This window comes from Acinetobacter sp. ANC_7511, assembly GCF_056779975.1.
Genome location: NZ_JBWYIY010000002.1, coordinates 59,644 through 76,870 on the forward strand (window position 1 = coordinate 59,644; position 17,227 = coordinate 76,870).

At 39.2% G+C, this 17,227-nt stretch carries 12 protein-coding genes; 2 read left to right on the forward strand and 10 right to left on the reverse strand.

The annotated features are described in order from the left end of the window. Nucleotides 1-3: 3 nt before the first annotated feature. Nucleotides 4-855: an alpha/beta hydrolase family protein gene (locus tag AC1M9L_RS01740; protein ID WP_481591168.1), complete on the forward strand. Its 852-nt coding sequence runs from the start codon at nucleotides 4-6 to the stop codon at nucleotides 853-855. A 49-nt stretch (nucleotides 856-904) separates the two neighbouring features. Here the strand turns inward: AC1M9L_RS01740 and gltS are convergent, their stop codons facing one another. The 10 genes from gltS to AC1M9L_RS01790 all read right to left on the reverse strand — a co-directional run bounded on the left by gltS (nucleotide 905) and on the right by AC1M9L_RS01790 (nucleotide 15,730). Beyond that, complete coding sequence (gene gltS, locus AC1M9L_RS01745; protein ID WP_481591169.1) at nucleotides 905-2,128, reverse strand: sodium/glutamate symporter; 1,224 nt, start codon at nucleotides 2,126-2,128, stop codon at nucleotides 905-907. Nucleotides 2,129-2,250: 122 nt separating this feature from the next. After that, nucleotides 2,251-2,496: a hypothetical protein gene (locus AC1M9L_RS01750; protein ID WP_481591170.1), complete on the reverse strand. Its 246-nt coding sequence runs from the start codon at nucleotides 2,494-2,496 to the stop codon at nucleotides 2,251-2,253. Nucleotides 2,497-2,713: 217 nt separating this feature from the next. Next, complete coding sequence (locus AC1M9L_RS01755) at nucleotides 2,714-2,983, reverse strand: hypothetical protein (RefSeq protein WP_481591171.1); 270 nt, start codon at nucleotides 2,981-2,983, stop codon at nucleotides 2,714-2,716. Between the two features lie 70 nt (nucleotides 2,984-3,053). Then, a complete protein-coding gene (locus AC1M9L_RS01760; protein WP_481591172.1) occupies nucleotides 3,054-3,974 on the reverse strand; it encodes a hypothetical protein in 921 nt (306 codons plus the stop codon). An 83-nt stretch (nucleotides 3,975-4,057) separates the two neighbouring features. Beyond that, on the reverse strand, nucleotides 4,058-6,697 hold the full coding sequence (locus AC1M9L_RS01765) for a bifunctional aconitate hydratase 2/2-methylisocitrate dehydratase (RefSeq protein WP_481591173.1): 2,640 nt from the start codon (nucleotides 6,695-6,697) through the stop codon (nucleotides 4,058-4,060). 290 nt (nucleotides 6,698-6,987) lie between these two features. Next, a complete protein-coding gene (locus tag AC1M9L_RS01770; RefSeq protein ID WP_035267100.1) occupies nucleotides 6,988-7,257 on the reverse strand; it encodes a hypothetical protein in 270 nt (89 codons plus the stop codon). Between the two features lie 142 nt (nucleotides 7,258-7,399). Next, nucleotides 7,400-7,777 carry a hypothetical protein gene (locus tag AC1M9L_RS01775; RefSeq protein WP_481591174.1) on the reverse strand — a complete coding sequence of 126 codons (378 nt, stop codon included), beginning with the start codon at nucleotides 7,775-7,777 and terminating at the stop codon, nucleotides 7,400-7,402. A 73-nt stretch (nucleotides 7,778-7,850) separates the two neighbouring features. Continuing rightward, the gene (locus tag AC1M9L_RS01780) at nucleotides 7,851-8,285 is read right to left on the reverse strand and encodes an I78 family peptidase inhibitor (protein ID WP_180027654.1); all 435 of its coding nucleotides are present in this window, start codon (nucleotides 8,283-8,285) and stop codon (nucleotides 7,851-7,853) included. 118 nt (nucleotides 8,286-8,403) lie between these two features. Beyond that, nucleotides 8,404-12,927, reverse strand: a complete 4,524-nt coding sequence (locus AC1M9L_RS01785; protein ID WP_481591175.1) for a translocation/assembly module TamB domain-containing protein — start codon at nucleotides 12,925-12,927, stop codon at nucleotides 8,404-8,406. Nucleotides 12,928-12,970: 43 nt separating this feature from the next. Beyond that, nucleotides 12,971-15,730, reverse strand: a complete 2,760-nt coding sequence (locus AC1M9L_RS01790) for an autotransporter assembly complex protein TamA (RefSeq protein ID WP_481591176.1) — start codon at nucleotides 15,728-15,730, stop codon at nucleotides 12,971-12,973. A 176-nt stretch (nucleotides 15,731-15,906) separates the two neighbouring features. On the opposite strand from AC1M9L_RS01790, the gene AC1M9L_RS01795 reads away from it, so the two are divergent. Further along, a complete protein-coding gene (locus AC1M9L_RS01795) occupies nucleotides 15,907-17,226 on the forward strand; it encodes an MFS transporter (RefSeq protein ID WP_481591177.1) in 1,320 nt (439 codons plus the stop codon). Nucleotide 17,227: the final 1 nt, after the last annotated feature.

A 17,227-nucleotide genomic window follows, 5' to 3' on the forward strand; every position in this document is an offset into this window, starting at 1 on the left:
ATTATGCAAAAAATTAAAATTATTCGTCAGGATCAATACGAACTCGCTGCTACCTTTTTTCCTGCCGAGCATTCAAAGCGTCTTCCCGTCTTGGTGTGCCCTGCCACTGGAATTACTCAAAAGTTTTATCATCGATTTTGCGAATGGCTTAACCAACAAGGCTATGCCGTAATGGTGTTTGATTTTAGTGGTATTGGTGCTTCTCTTTATGGCCCATTGAAGCAATCCAAAGCAAGTATTGTGCAATGGGGACAGTTAGATATTCCCGCTGCGATTGATCAACTCTTACAACTCACCCATGCCAAGCAAGTTATTCTTGTCGGTCACAGCGCCGGCGGACAACTCATTGGGATTACCCCCAACCATAATAAAGTTGCAAAAGTCGTTGCAATTGCAGGTTCGACTGGGCATGTAAAAGGGCTCAAAGGTCGTACGAAACTACTTGCCCCTGTGATGTTTAAAGGTATTTTTCCTCTCGCACGTATGATGCTCGGTTACGGCCCTACCCAAGCCATTGGTATGGGGGAAAATCTACCGAAAGATGTTGCACGTGACTGGGCTCAATTTTGTAGTCAACCAGGCTATGTTATTAATGCGATTGGCAAAACGGTTACCCTAGATCAAGATTATCACCAAGAGATACGAATTCCTGTCACGGCCATTTGGGCAAGTGATGATGAGATTGCAACCGAAGCAAATGTTCAGGATTTACTTCGTTTGTATCCTAATGCACCTACCGAAGCGATCGAACTCAAACCCAAAGAGCTTGGCCATAAAGCGATTGGACACATGATGATGTTCAAACAGTCGCATCAAAATATTTGGCCGATGATCGAATCTCAACTGCATATATAAGTCTACATAAGTAAAAAACCGCCTTTAAGGCGGTTTTTTTAAACTTGCTCTATCCCAATATCCCAATGGAGAGCTGGATCACTATCGCATTTACAATATCGATGAAAAATGCACCTGTCAGTGGAATGAGTAAGAATGCTTTGTGTGAAGGACCATAGGTATTGGTTACTGCTTGAATATTGGCAATAGCCGTTGGGGTCGCACCCATACCAAAACCACAGTGACCTGCTGATAAAACTGCAGCATCGTAGTTGCTCCCCATCACCTTAAATGTCACAAAAGCAGTGTATAAAATCAATACCAGCATTTGCACAATCAGAATCGTGACTAACGGACCTGCTAAATCTGCTAATAACCACAGTTGTAATGATAACAATGCCATAGATAAATAGAGCGATAACGATGCATTTCCAAACACATCAATCGCACGATCAAAGATATTTACTTTGAATACATGTTCAAGCAGATTTCTCAAAATCACACCTGAACCTAACGCCCAAACAAAGGTTGGAAGCTCAAACCATTTACCCTGACTAAAATCTGTCATTAAGTTTGCTGTGAATATACAAAGTGCAAACATACCAAGGGTCGAAACCGCATTACTTGCAGTAATTAATCGTGTCTTTTTTGGATATTCAAATGGTGCAGATTTTAACTGATCATCCAATTGTGATTCGTTTTGATCATTGTCAATTTTGTCAGCCAGTTGATGACGTTTAATTAAAAATTTAGCAACTGGACCACCAACGATACCACCAATGATCAGACCAAAGGTCGCACTTGCCATACCCAATACAATAGCACCTTGAATGCCATGCTGGGTTTCAAGCACTTGGCCCCATGCACCTGCCGTGCCATGACCACCCGTTAAGGTGATTGAACCTACAATTAAACCGATGAGCGGATCTAAACTTAATACCGTCGCTAAACTCACCCCAACAATATTTTGAACGATCACAAATCCGATCACACAGAACAAAAATATAAATAGGGCTTTACCACCATCTTTTAATTTAACAAAATCTGCACCTAAGCCCACAGAGGTAAAGAACATCAGCATTAAAATGCTTTGAATTTGCGCATCAAATGTGGCACTGATATTAAAGAATTTAAATAAGATGAATGCTGTAATTGCTGCGACCAAACCGCCAATCACAGGTTCAGGTAAATTGTAGTTTTTAAAGAATTGGACTCGGTTGACAAGGTATCGCCCAATAAATAGAAAAAATACGGCAATCACGATGGTGCCAAAGGCATCAACTTCAAAATTCATTGTATTTCCCTAATATTTTAATTTTAATCAATTTTCACAAAGATTTTTGCTTTATTCAGCTACTGAAATGTAATTTTTCAATGATTTATAGGGAGTACATTTATTTGTACTGCACTGTTGGTTTATTGCGATTGTTTTCTTCTTTGTTCTCGAATTGATTCGCGAACTCGATCTGGCTCGACTACACCTAGGTGGTGCTGATTGTAATAGCGCTGCTTATCGTATTCAGACATGTTTACTGTTTCATCTTTATATTTCTGATAACGTGCGTCTTCTTCTGAATCAGAATTTTTAATCTCCACGCTTGAACATGCAATGAGCGATAGACTGATTAAACTTAATGTGAGTATGCTTTTCATTATATTCATGCTGTGTTCATTTTTTGCTTATTCTATTTATTTCACCTTTCTAGATTGTTGCTGTCTGTTTTATTTATGGTTATGGGCTTGTAAGCTTTTCACAGTAGTCGATTTGAATTTATATTCGATTCAGCATGACGAATCTGTGTGAATATGTTTTAATGCAGGCAGTATGAGATGAGCCTTGTATGAGTATCACGAGAGTGGTACGACTAGCCCCGTTAATTTAATGATTACGGGGCTTTTTCATGGGCTTTCTTTTTCGATAGATGACGGTTTCTCCATATTTTTGAAACACCCACTCTTTTGCTTGTTGGTCGGTGATGTTTTCAAAAATGTAGTAGTCATGATCCCATGCTTCTTGATGGAAAATGACCTTCTTCGTATAAGTTTCATTCTTTCCATTGGTCATACAAACAAAGCTGTCGCCTTGGTCTTTGACTTGAGTTCCGTTAAGGAAGCCACCGATACAGAGGAAGCGTGATTGTTTGGACATATACGGATTCAATTTTAGAATTACGACTAATCTAACAAAGATCTTATTTAAAGCATACTTGAATAAAAAATTATTTATTTTTGATATGATAAACGCTTAAAATAGAATCATTAGGTATTTCCATTTTTATATACTTTCCATTTTTCACAAAACCAATAAATGTATTTTTACCACCACCCCTAAATAAAATATCGACATTAACAATTTCTGTATATCCTTCATCAACATTTTTCTTTTTTAAAATCAAATTTGAAAACTCATTTTTTACATAAATTCTACTTTTCATAACTCTAACATTTGATTTTTCCATTGAGAAGTTGATTATTTTTTCAATTACATTATATTGACCACCCATTACAAACGGAACTATTAAAAAAGCTATCAGAAGAATTGATAATACATTCTTTTTTTCTCTACGTTGATTTTCTAGTAATAATTCATAATCAGTTGTAATTTTTGACTCATTATGCAGAATTTTAGCAAGATAGTTATATTCCAAAGAGACATTGTAAATTAATATATAAAATATATAGAAATATATACTAACCAACCCATAAAACAGTAATCCTAAAGAGTTCTCTTTAACATATACTATTAACAAAAAAAGTATGGCGACTGGATAGATAAAAAAATTATTAATTTTTTCAACTTTAGGAATAATTATAGGATTTTTAATATTTATCTTCTCTTTAATATAGCTTTTTACTTGATGTGGTAAAAATGAATAAATTAAAGATATAAGATCAAAAAAAGCCTTACCTTGCATCCACAATAATAAGAAAATAAGACAAAACATTATACCTATTACAGTCGATAGCATAAGTAAAAGTATTCCATCACCTAGTGCAAATTCACTTGGAAGATATCCTATTTTTAATAAATAATAAACTAATCCTACACCACCTATACCTGCCCCAAATTTAATCAGATTAATAAAAGAATTACTGAACTTAGAAAAATTTTCGAGCATTAATAAACTTAATGGGTTCATAATATTGACTTTTTATTTATATAAAATAAGGGCTGATAAATCAGCCCTTATTTTTAACTCAAATTACTTTAACTTTCAATAAATTAAGTTAACTGAGCAGCAGCAATTTTCTTCGTATCAACGTCTTTAGCAGCTTCTGTATAGTCGTTCATTTGATCGAAGTTCAAGTACTTGTAGATATCCGCAGACATGCTGTCGATTTGAGCAGCATACTGTTGGTATTCTTCAGGAGTTGGCAACTTACCAAGTACCGCAGCAACAGATGCAAGCTCAGCAGAAGCCAAGTAAACGTTTGCACCTTGACCTAAACGGTTCGGGAAGTTACGCGTAGAAGTAGATACAACAGTTGTATTTGGAGCTACACGTGCTTGGTTACCCATACATAATGAACAACCTGGCATTTCTGTACGCGCGCCAGCTTTACCATAAGTATTGTAGAAACCTTCTTCCATCAATTGGCGTTCGTCCATACGAGTTGGAGGAGCTAACCAAAGACGAGTAGATAAAGAACCACCAGGTACTTTGTCTAAAAGTTTACCAGCTGCACGGAAATGACCGATGTTCGTCATACAAGAACCGATGAATACTTCATCAATTTTGTCGCCTTGAACGTCAGAAAGAAGTTTTGCATCATCTGGATCGTTCGGGCAGCAAAGGATAGGTTCTTTGATGTCAGCAAGGTCGATTTCATACACTTTCGTGTATTCAGCATCAGCATCAGCTTTAAGAAGTGATGGGTTCGCTAACCATTTTTCCATGTTCTCAACACGGCGCGCCATAGTACGAGCATCGCCATAACCTTCAGAGATCATCCACTTCAACATCGTGATGTTTGAACGAAGGTATTCAGCAACTTTCTCTTCAGAAAGTGTGATCGCACAACCAGCAGCAGAACGTTCAGCAGAAGCATCAGAAAGTTCGAACGCTTGCTCAACAGTTAAGTCGGTTTCCATCTCTGATAAGTCGATCTCTAAGATACGACCAGAGAAGATGTTTTTCTTACCTTTTTTCTCTACAGTTAAGTCACCTTCTTTAATTGCGTAGTAAGGAATCGCATGTACTAGGTCACGTAGTGTGATACCAGGTTGCATTTTACCTTTGAACTTCACAAGAACTGATTCAGGCATATCAAGTGGCATAACACCAGTTGCTGCAGCGAACGCTACAAGACCAGAACCCGCTGGGAAAGAAATACCGATTGGGAAACGTGTATGCGAGTCACCACCAGTACCTACTGTATCTGGAAGAAGCATACGGTTTAACCAAGAGTGGATAATACCGTCACCTGGACGTAGTGATACACCACCACGGTTCATGATGAAATCAGGAAGCGTGTGTTGCATTTGAACGTCAACTGGTTTTGGATACGCAGCAGTATGACAGAAAGATTGCATTACGAGGTCAGCAGAGAAACCTAAGCAAGCTAAGTCTTTCAATTCGTCACGCGTCATTGGACCGGTTGTATCTTGAGAACCAACAGTTGTCATCTTAGGTTCACAGTAAGTACCTGGAAGTACACCTTGACCTTCTGGAAGACCACAAGCACGACCAACCATCTTCTGAGCAAGCGTGAAGCCTTTGCCAGTTGCAGCTGGTTGAACTGGAGTACGGAACAAGTCAGAAGCAGGAAGACCCAGTTCTTCACGTGCTTTAGTAGTCAAGCCACGACCAATGATCAAGTTAATACGACCACCCGCACGTACTTCGTCTAGAAGTACTGGAGTTTTTAACTCAGCTTCAGCAATTTGAGCGCCATCTTTGAACGCTGTAACTTTTGCAGTCGCTTTGTCAATCTTCAACGTGATTTCGTCACCCATGTTCATGTTAGCAACGTCGATTTCAACTGGTAACGCACCAGCGTCTTCCATAGTGTTGAAGAAAATCGGAGCAATCTTAGAACCTAAGCAGTAACCGCCTTCTTTCTTGTTCGGAATGTGAGCGATTTCGTCACCAAAGAACCAAAGTACAGAGTTAGTTGCAGATTTACGAGAAGAACCTGTACCAACAACGTCACCCACGTAAGCAACTTGGTTGCCTTTCGCGATTAACTCTTTGATTTGGCTTAATGGACCAACTTCACCAGGAACTTCTGGGTTAATACCATCACGTACGTTTTTAAGCATTGCATTCGCGTGTAACGGAATGTCTGGACGGCTCCAAGCGTCTTGCGCAGGTGACAAGTCGTCAGTGTTAGTTTCGCCAGTAACTTTGAAAACTGTAAGTTTGATTTCTTCTGGAACGTCTTTACGGCTAGTGAACCATTCAGCGTCAGCCCAAGATTGAAGAACAGCTTTCGCGTTTTCGTTACCTGCTTTTGCTTTATCAGCAACGTCATGGAACGCATCGAAAACAAGAAGTGTTTTCTTAAGCGCTTCAGCAGCTAAAGCACCAAGCGCTGCGTCTTCTAATAATTCTACTAAAGGAGCAACGTTGTAACCACCAAGCATAGTACCTAGTAAGTAAACCGCACGCTCTTTAGAAACTAATGGAGAAGTCGCTTCACCTTTCGCCAAAGCAGCCAAGAAAGCAGCTTTTACATAAGCAGCTTGGTCAACACCTGCTGGAACACGGTTTTCAAGCAAATCAACTAAGAATGCTTCTTCGCCAGCTGGTGGATTTTTTAATAATTCAACTAATGCAGCTGTTTGAGCGTCATCAAGTGGCTTCGGTGGGACTCCGAGTGCGGCACGTTCTTCAACGTGTTGGCGGTAAGCTTCTAGCACGGTGTTATTCCTCTTCTTTAAAAAATTACTTGCAATATCCTGCTTATAAAGCCTGCAAATAATATGGACTGCTAAATTTTACTAAAATTCCGGTTAAAAGTTAATGCAAGAAGAGTGTTTCTTTGTGATGACCATTATTTTCTTACTAAATGATCTCTCTTCTGATTACTCATTGCTCAATATGTTGTTTTATCGAACAATTCTGACATTAACATGAAGCTTTTACGGATCTGAAATAAATAAAAGGCAACAAGATGTTGCCTTTTAAATCCTTTTTTGACTATTCAACCTTAGTGGACAGTCGTGCGATCTAAATATTGTTGTAGACTTTCTCGTGTTCCTTCGAATCTGACCAATATTTCATCATCATGTAGCATGCGGTGTTCGGCACAGGCAAAACTAATGTGTACCTGATAAATTTTGGCATGTTCATTGATCATATTTTTAAGATAGACTCGATCCCCTAAACTTAGGACGTAATGGCTGCCATTAATTACAGCAACACCATTTGCATCTTCAAGCAGAAGATCGGCATTATTCAAGTATGCGACCACTTCCATTGTTCCGCTCCTTTTGTTTTATTTATCTTATTTTTATATAAGCTTTTCTATTTTAATGCTAATCAAAATTTGTAATTAATTTCGACAAAAAAAGGGAAACTTACGCTTCCCTCTTATTTATGGTCAATCTTATCGAAGCACCTTAAAACTGTTTGTAGTCAGGCAGATTATCTTTATCGTAAGGAGTGGCTAAACACTCATCCGTTGCTTCTTTTTTGAATTTAGCCATTAATGCATCACGATCCACTTCTAATTGATTCACAGGATAAGCATAAACCTTCTCAATTTGAGCATCTACAAATTTCTTCGTCGTCGGATCGGTCAGTTTAGAAGCATGTTCGACCGCTGCAGTCTTCTCGATACCATTTTGACGATCTAGCAAAATAGAGCGTGCAGCATTACCAATACTGGTACAGTAACCATGCCAGACTTCTTCAGAGGTTAGTGGCTTTTTTTCTTCACAAGCACTGAGCAAAACGGCTGAACCAAGTACAGCACCCAGAATCACGAATTTGTTCATACATCTCTCCTGTTGCGGCTATGATAATCGAGTTAAACCGAATAGGAAATCGTGTAATGACATTTCTCGTTCATTAACCGCAGCTTGAACGAATAATTTTATTCTGATCATCCACGGTTACTGTAATACGATCATTTCGATAATCCATAGTAACCAGATCATTTGGTCCGACCCGGCGAATAATTTTGGCTTTGGTTTTATTCAAAATCTGTTGATCATCAAGATTATGCATACCGACTATTTTTTTCGCTTCTTCAGGCTTGCAAATATTTTGATGATGTCTAAATAACTCCCATTCTTCTACCACAACGCCATCTGGCAACTGGCAATAACCCACTTGACCATTTGCCTCATCGCGTATTTCTAATTTTCCACCTTGTTGAACACAAAATTTGCTTGCAGGATTAGCCATTCCAATTTTTGGAGTAAGTTGCTCAGTTTGAGTGGTTTGACAGCCCGCCATGAGTGTTGCCGCTATCATCGCGATGAATATTGCAATTGTTTTCATTTTTTAATTCTTTCTTGTCCGATAAATTTTAAGTCTAGCATTTTAACAATAGGGCTTAAATTTAATTTCGGTTTATACAGTGAATTAAAAAGGGCTTCGATTGAAGCCCTTTTACCTTCTAGAATCTCCAATTGTAGAAAATATCAATGGCTTTTTCTAAAGACTGACTTGCTTCCAAATAGAGTCTTTGGTTCATCTGATATCGTAGCGTCAATTTATTGACTGGCGTAAAGACACCAACACCATAACGGATATATAAATCAGGGGTCAGATAACCTGTCACACTCACTTGAGTATCATCGCCTGTTCCTTGCGCATCAAGAGCAAGACCACTTAACCCAAATGTCTGTCCAATTTGATTGGTTAAAGCACGTGTACCACCAAGCCCTAAACTAATCCCCGCTGCAGCAATGGTATTGTTCACATCTGATTTAAAGCCTTCTGCTTGACTCAAGCTACTAGAACCTTCATTGATTCGACCTGTAATCAAGGCATTCATCGCCTCTTGTTCAGATAATCCCGCATCATTAAATACTTGGATATTTGGACTACTTGTGGTTCCAGTAACACGCACACCAACTGTACTGCCTGAAATGAGTTTACTTGCTTCAACCTCAAGGGTTGGGTTAGACAATGCACCATTGAAACGCGCAATTGCACGACTTAGTTCTAAAGACTGCCCATAAGCTTCAATAGTAACGCGCTTACTTACACCAATCGCACCATTGGCACGCATGGCAGTTTCTAAACCGCGTTGCGTTAAGTAAATTCGCCCAAGCAATGGAATACGACTATTAAAGCCTTGGAAAATCACTTGGTTTCCTAAATTTAATTCTAAGTCAGCGCGGATATCCCATGGCTTTGCAGCCTTAAGTACCGCGAGTTGATTATCACCTTCACGTACCACTCGAACATCGGCGGATAAAGGCACTACGGATGCGCTCGATTCTGGCATTGAAATCAGCGCACGCGGAACTTCAACTTTACCATTCAAAGTTAATTGCTTACTGACGGGACGTGCATCTAAATCCATTTCAGTGTTCACAACAGCTGTGATTAATGGTGCTTGGCGAATAAATAAATTATCACCTTTGAGTTTTAAACGAATTCTAGGATCATTTTTCCAATCGATATCACCCGTTAACTTACCCACACCTCGACCACTATTGAAAGCGCCATCGATCGTCGCTTGGTTTTGACGAATAGATGAATACAGCTGAATATTCGTGAGATTAACAGGTAACGAAATCATGCTGATTGAACCATTTTTAAGTCGCATTTCGCCGTTAAATAACGGTTGAGTCAATGTCCCACTGATTTTACCTGCAAGGGATAAATTACCATCGATTTTACGCACATCCGAAATGAATGGTTTTAAAATTTTCAGTTGTACTTGACTCAGAGCAACTTCACCACGCATTGGTTTCGAATCAACAAATGGATTCACCACAACATTTGCATATCCAGTCCCAATATTCGGAGCTTTCAAATCAGCACGAAGTAATAATCCTTCACGAATACTTCGCGCAATAAGACTTACTTCATCGTAGTTCATTGTAGTGCTGATATCATCAGGATCGGCAGCTGCTAGACCGACAACACCATTACGCGTAACAAGTTTGGCATCGATTTTTGGTTGAATGCCTTGCCCCCAAGACGCTTTAGCATAACCATCCAATTTACCCGTAATTGCGAAACCTTCAGGCATAAATGCGGCAAAGTCACCAAGATCTAAATTCCGACTCACAAATGAGGCGCTACCTTTGGTCTTACTCACACGTAAGGGCTGATCAAAGCAAAGTTGGCTTTGATTACTGGTCCAGCAATGAGCACCCACAAATAATTCTGTTTTCGCAGTATTATAAATCACAGGGGCAGGTTGGACCTGTTTTAAATGCGCGCGTGCTGAGTCAAAGTCACCTTTTTGAATTTGACCTAACCAATCATTCACAGGATTAAATCCACCTGCCAGTTGTACATACAATTTAGACAGCTTGTTCGCGGCTTGGACTTTCAATAAATGTGCTTTTCGCGTGCCAGCAATCGAGACTTCAGCGTTTTGAATCTCACGATTGCCACTTCTTAAACTGTCCATTCTTGCAGTTAATGCAGTAGGCACTGTATCTGAAGTTGGTAATTCCCCTTGGATGTTGAGTGATTTGATACTGACAAGATCATTGAAACCAAAGTTATTCACCTTCACATTCGCAGTTGCTGACAATCTTGGTTGAGACTGCACATTAACAAAACCTTGCGCACGACCACGTAAACCAGGATAAAGCTCAAATAATGCAGGCGCGTCAATCTTAACGCGAAGATTCTGAGCATTCCCTTCGGCTTGAATCTGATTCTGCGCATACACCAAATACAAATTATTGGCTTCAAACTGTTGTGGCAAGAAACCTGTCTGATTCGAATTAAGAATTACAGCAAGATTACCTTTTGCTCTCAGCGGTTTTTTATTGATCATGCCGGCGAGGTTGAGTCGATCAATATTAATTTTTTTCAAACGATCTGACCAAACACCATCCGTTTTGACATTACCTGAAATTTCCCCTTTAACACTTGAAACAAAATAATGAGGCTTAAAGCGTATTAAAGAAGCATTAATGTCCCATCCGATTCCATTGGCTAAATTGACTAAACCATTGGCATTGATCTGACCCGCAGCACCATGATGTTTAAATTCGGAAATATTGATGCGCTGAGGTGTGCCTGCTACACGTATTTTAAGCTGACCATCCCCTTGTGGCAGTTGGCTTGCATGTAATGCACCATCATAATTGACTGCGAAGCCTTTAAAGCCACCACCCGACTTTTCATCATGTAGAAGAATGGCTGCTGTACTTGAGCCAGTCAGCTTAATTGTTTCCGGTGGATTTTGATTGGCAAGTTGACCTGAAAGATTGATCTGATTTAACTGAATAATTTGCTGGTTAGGTCGAGCAAAGCCACTCGCTTGAATTTGTCCATTTAATAAATTTACAGGAGCAGCTGAACTGATGGTTTGCGGATTAAAGTCTTTTGCATTAAGCACCGCATTCCACTTCAACTGTCTTTGATCAGATGGTAATTCAACCTTGGCATTTGCTTGTAAAGATCCTTTTCCATCTGCTTGATAGATAAATGAAGGAACATGAAGATCATTACCTTTAAGGTCTAATTGGGCATTGTATTTGCCAGCAGGTAAAGTTCCTTTTTCATTTGCACCAACTACGGTTGCCACATGAATATTTTGTTGACCTTCAACTAAAGCAAGTTTTACATCCCCAGATTCACTACTTAACCAACCAATGTACGGAACAGCACGATCAATATTTTTCCAAGCGACATCTAGCAACATCGGATTCGGTTTATTATTTTTTTGTTCAGCTTGATTAAGATTTAAATTCCATGTTTCATATTGGTCAAAATCAATGAGTGCTGTGAGAGCTAATCCCTTCTCTAACGACCCAGCTGAGGCGATTTTGGCATCCAAACGTTCTGGCAGAAAATCTTGCACCACTTGTGGAATCACTTTATCTTTTGGATTGATTTTATCTAAGCGACCTTGCACATCCCAAGTGACTTTATCCTTCCATCCTACGACACCCGCAAGATTCAGTGCCCCATTCATCAATTGGCCATTGAAGTTTGAAATATTCAATTGATTGACGAGATCTGTATGCGCCAGCGCAGTATATTGTCCTTGAGGAATATTTTTACCAGAAATATCGGTGTTAATATCCAAATTCAAACGTTGGATATCTCCAGAAAACTTAGCAACACCTTGTTTAGATAAAAGCTCCTGCTCTAGCATTAAAGGCCAGTGATAATCTTTAAAGTTTAAAGCACCTTGCATCGGTACATTTTTTCGAACTGGATGCACCACAGCCCAACCTGTTAATAAATCAGGGGTACGCGTGGCAATGCCCGCTTGAATGGTATCTAAAGAGCCTTTTGCATGGAGATAAATATCCTCAACGTTGATCGACTTTAAAGATGGGAGTCTTACAACTGCTTGCGCATCTAACGGATATTTACCTTTAAAATCCATCTGACCTGTTGCTTTTTTTACAGACAAATAACCCATATCAAACTGCGAATCTTCAAACTTAAGCTCAGTACCGGACCATAGTGCTTCGTTTAGGATAATGTCATTAAATTGCACTTTAGAACTTGAAGTCTGAATGACCAATTGATCGATATCGGCATGATCAACACGTAAAACAAAAGGGAGTTTAATTTCACTAAACTTAAATGGCTCATCACTCGGCGGTGACTTGTTAATGACACGCAAATTTCGGACATCAGCACGATTCAAATGAATTTCTTTATCTAATATGGCACGCCAACCCAAAGTGACATCAGCTCTATCAATTTTCACATCAACTGATTTCAGCGTTACCAATACATTTTTTAGAATAATGCCTTGAAGTAAATTTCCACCTTCATATTCATACTGAATAATCTGTTGAGTGGACAAAGCACGGTCAAGTAAGAATTTACTGCCTTTGTCTGTTGAAAACATTACGGCAAGCGAAGCCACAAAAAAGATCAGAATAAATAAAATGATCAGCAATACACGGCGTAATAAACTTCGCTGTGGCGTCACGTTTTGATCAGGTTGTTGCTCAGGTTGCTGCTCGATGTCTTCAGCCATACTTATTCCAAAAAATGATTGAGTACTTTTATTATCTTAAATATTAAAGTTGCGGCCCGATAAAGAAATGTAGACGAATCGGTTTACCAGGATCAGATATCCCCGATGCCACATCTAGACGAATTGGACCAATTGGAGAGTTCCAGCGGATTCCTGCTCCTATGCTATATTCAGTATCATTGGTAAATTTTTCATCATAAGCATTACCAAAATCACTAAATAACGCGGCGCGCCAACCTTCTTTAAATTGGTAATTGTACTCTAAAGTCCCAATCGCACGCGCTTGACCTCCGACTTTATATCCAAATTCCACAGGGGACAAACTCTTATAGTCAAAGCCTCGTAGACTTTGGTCACCCCCTTCAAAGAATCTCAAGTTATAGGGTACTTTTTGAAAATCTTCTGTGATGATATAACCGAGGTTTGCCCCACCAATGAATTGATGATCATTGTTACTGCCTAATGAATATAAAAATTTCCAGTTCGCATTCACAATCGCCATATCAGCATCGGATAGCAGGCTTTCGCTCCCCAATTGGATTTTGTAGTTTTGTTTAAATCCTTTTGTCGGATTTAATCGATTATCACTGGTGACTTTAGTGGCTTCATAACCAAGTAATAAAGATTGCTGCTCATCATTACCCGTTGCAACGACGAACTCTGGAATTTCATCCCAATTGGTATCTGGGTCAAGTGTCTCAGGAATATCACCTTCAATCGTCATGCGATCTAGACGATAACGCACACCAAAAATATGCTGCCAATCACGACGCGCACCTTTAATAATTCTGTCAGCTCCGGCAACGGCGGATTCCACAATGAGATTTAATCCATTCCCAATTTCATCACGATCTTCACGCTCGTAACCACCAACTAGACTGACATAATCATTTAATGGGTGTTTATATGGAATATTATAGCGACCATCAATCGATTGTCTGACTTGTGACAACTCTAAGTTTGCATCAAACGAATGACCACGTTCATTCACAATAGAACGGCGGTACTGACTTCGTAAGCGCACACCTGTATCAGTACCATAACCAATACCCGCTTCAACACTATTCAATTTATCCGCATTCAATGTCACGATGACAGGGATTTTTTTCTCTTCACGTGCTAAGGCTTGTAAACGCTCAGTTTCTTCCTGCTTGGCTTGCGCTTGATTATCAGCATCATTACGCTCTTGCAAAGTACGACGTTCATTTCCACCCGCAAATTGAGTTTCATCTGCCACATTCTGCGTGACTTCTTCTGATGAACTTGCCTGTTGTTCAGCCTTTTCTTGACCTGTTAATAAACTTCGATCAATTTTTTGCTCATCCACTAAAGCCTGCAAATCAGGTGCGAGTTCAAGCGGCTTAATAATTGGATCAGGTTTAACAGCGTCAACAAGGCTATAGTTAAAATAACGTGAATTGGTTAAGTTGTTGGCTAATACATTTACACGCCATGCGGTAAAGTCTGCACCTTCTTGCCAAGGAGCTAAGGTTCTTAAAATATCTTCACGAATCGGTAATTTTTTTGATGGATCACTCATTCTAAACTGCACATCATCCAGCTTATAACGTTCACCTGTTTCCATCTTCAAGTTTATATCTGCTTGATTTTGAGGGCGGGCCAACATGACATCGTGCATTCGCCAATAATAATCAAAGAAACCGTTGTTATTCGCCGCTTCAATGATTCGAGCTTTTGTCGCTTCGTATTTACCATGATCGAAAATATCACCCACCTCCAAATCAGGAAGCACTCGAATCACTTGCAATTGAGCAAGATTCTGCCCAGGCCCAGTAAATTCAATATTTTGTTCTCGCACCACTACTGGATTATGAGGTGTGACATTGACACGCACACGGTTATCACTGACTTTTTCAAACTTAAATTCAGCATCATAATAACCTACGGCTTGTGCAGCTTGGACAGTCATATTACGGAGTTGCGGGACGGCAGCATTGAAATCTGAAAATGACTCAACAGTGAATGATGATAACTTTGCTTTGATATTGTCCGCGAGTGGTTTAGGTGCGCCCGTAACATCTGCGGTAATACGTGGCACAGCAGCGGGCTGATTAAGACGTGGAGGACGTATTTTGTAGAAAATGCGTTTAAACACATTTACTTTTTCTGGTTCTTTATTTTCAGGTTCTTGGGTTTGAACGGATAATGAACGTCCTTCCACATTTTCAGACACCTCAATCTGACGATCAGACTGAATATTTTGCATCAACTGATCAATGTTGACTGGCGCTTTTGTTAACTCAGCCTCTGAAATGTCATTCGCAGGTAAATCTTGTAATTGAATGGCTGGAGTCGTCGTCAAACCTGATCTGAAATTTTGCGCTTCCTGCTTGGCTTCTTCAGCCACTGATAAAATTTCATTGGCAAGTCGAGGGTCCACACTTTCTTCAGGCAGCAACTCCAAATCATCAAATTCTATCGGCTTGAATTGCTCTTGTGGACTCAATTGCTCTTGCTGCTGAAGCATTTCATAACTATTAAAATCATCTTGCCCACTCAACTGATCTATTTTTTGATCAATACTTTCAATTTTTTCTTTTGACAATCCCTGTTGCTGCGCAACGTTTTCTATTTTTTGTTTATTATTTTCGATGGCTTGTACGGATGTCGCAGGCTCAAGCTCCTGACTTGATACCACTGTGTCAGCTGCAAATAACACAGGTGAAGAAAGAGCACCTAAAAAAACACTTGCATATAACCATTTATTGATATCATTTGATATCCATGTGTGCTGTACACATTGGGAAAGTAATGATTTTTTAAATTGTGTTTTCGATGGCATACTGCGCTCTGAATACTTTATATTTTAAATAGAAAATACGGATTTTTCATTCAAGCTAACTGAATCAAATTTCTAGTATTTTCAAAATTTTTAGGATGAAAATATGATACATGATTTTCCGATATTGTTACTAAATCATCACATTTCTTAATAATTTTTAAAAAAGCTGAATTGTCATGCAAAAACAAGAGCATCTACTGAGTACGCGCCGTTTTTCACCTATGTTTTTGACTCAATTTTTTGGAGCCTTAAACGATAATGTCTTTAAACAATCCTTATTGCTTGTCATTACCTATGGTTGGATTCAACAACAGACCGCAAGCGTAAGCACACTGAATAATCTAGCTGCACTTCTCTTTATTCTACCTTACTTCATTTTTTCAGCGACTGCAGGACAAATTGCAGACAAATACGAACGCTCTTTCTTGATTCGTAATATCAAATTGCTTGAAATCTTGATTATGCTGATTGGTACTGCTGGATTTTTACTCGGCAATTTATGGCTATTGTTATTTGCATTGTTCCTCATGGGTACACACAGTACCTTCTTCGGACCGATTAAATACGCCATTCTCCCTGAAATATTAAAACCAAATGAATTGATGTCGGGTAATGCTTTATTTCAATCAGGTACTTCCATTGCAATATTGATGGGGATGATCTTGGGTGGTGTAGTGATTTCAAACTCTGAAGGCAACTTAGTTTGGATCAGCCTGACGGTCGTGACCATCGCGATACTTGGTTATAGTTGTAGTCGCTTCATTCTCAAACAAAAAGTCCGTGAAAATCATATCAATGTCGATTGGAATTTCTTTCGAACCAGTTTTCAAACCATACGTTATGCAAAAAGTTTACCCCTCATCTTTACCATTTTATTGGGTAATTCTTGGTATTGGTTTTACGGCGCGACTTATTTAACTCAAATACCTCAAATGACTCAGCAAAATCTGCACGCTAATGAAAATGTGGTTAGCCTCCTCCTTACCTTTTTTTCTGTGGGTATTGGTGTAGGTTCATTGCTATGCCGAAAAATTGGTGGCTCAGAGGTCAATATTAAAATGGTGCCTATTGGTGCAGTAGGCTTAACCGTTTTCGCCTTCTATTTAGCAGGAAGTTTAGCCTTTGTTCCTGAAAGGACTGGAGATTTTATTGGCATATCAGACATGTTTAATTCTGGTATGATTTATTATCATGTGATGATTGCAGTTACTTTATTGGGGATCAGTGGTGGTTTTTATATTGTTCCGCTGTATGCCATGATGCAAGCCTATTCACCGTGTTCACATCGTGCTCGCGTAGTGGCTGCTAATAACATTATGAATGCAGTATTCATGGTGTCTTCTGCTATATTCTCCATTATTATTTTAAGTATCTTAAGTATTGATATTAAGATTCTATTCGGTATTACAGCAATATTGAGTGCTCTGTACACGATTTGGTTATTAACACGCTTAAAACCAATGTTAAAAAATGCTCAAATTGATTTAGAGGATTAAG

What these genes read in the sequence shown, in the direction of transcription:
- AC1M9L_RS01750 (WP_481591170.1), bottom strand. Translation starts at nt 2,496, where the DNA reads ATGAATATAATGAAAAGCATACTCACATTAAGTTTAATCAGTCTATCG.
- AC1M9L_RS01770 (WP_035267100.1), bottom strand. Translation starts at nt 7,257, where the DNA reads ATGGAAGTGGTCGCATACTTGAATAATGCCGATCTTCTGCTTGAAGAT.
- AC1M9L_RS01785 (WP_481591175.1), bottom strand. Translation starts at nt 12,927, where the DNA reads ATGGCTGAAGACATCGAGCAGCAACCTGAGCAACAACCTGATCAAAAC.
- AC1M9L_RS01790 (WP_481591176.1), bottom strand. Translation starts at nt 15,730, where the DNA reads ATGCCATCGAAAACACAATTTAAAAAATCATTACTTTCCCAATGTGTA.
- AC1M9L_RS01795 (WP_481591177.1), top strand. Translation starts at nt 15,907, where the DNA reads ATGCAAAAACAAGAGCATCTACTGAGTACGCGCCGTTTTTCACCTATG.
- AC1M9L_RS01775 (WP_481591174.1), bottom strand. Translation starts at nt 7,777, where the DNA reads ATGAACAAATTCGTGATTCTGGGTGCTGTACTTGGTTCAGCCGTTTTG.
- gltS (WP_481591169.1), bottom strand. Translation starts at nt 2,128, where the DNA reads ATGAATTTTGAAGTTGATGCCTTTGGCACCATCGTGATTGCCGTATTT.
- AC1M9L_RS01760 (WP_481591172.1), bottom strand. Translation starts at nt 3,974, where the DNA reads ATGAACCCATTAAGTTTATTAATGCTCGAAAATTTTTCTAAGTTCAGT.
- AC1M9L_RS01740 (WP_481591168.1), top strand. Translation starts at nt 4, where the DNA reads ATGCAAAAAATTAAAATTATTCGTCAGGATCAATACGAACTCGCTGCT.
- AC1M9L_RS01780 (WP_180027654.1), bottom strand. Translation starts at nt 8,285, where the DNA reads ATGAAAACAATTGCAATATTCATCGCGATGATAGCGGCAACACTCATG.
- AC1M9L_RS01755 (WP_481591171.1), bottom strand. Translation starts at nt 2,983, where the DNA reads ATGTCCAAACAATCACGCTTCCTCTGTATCGGTGGCTTCCTTAACGGA.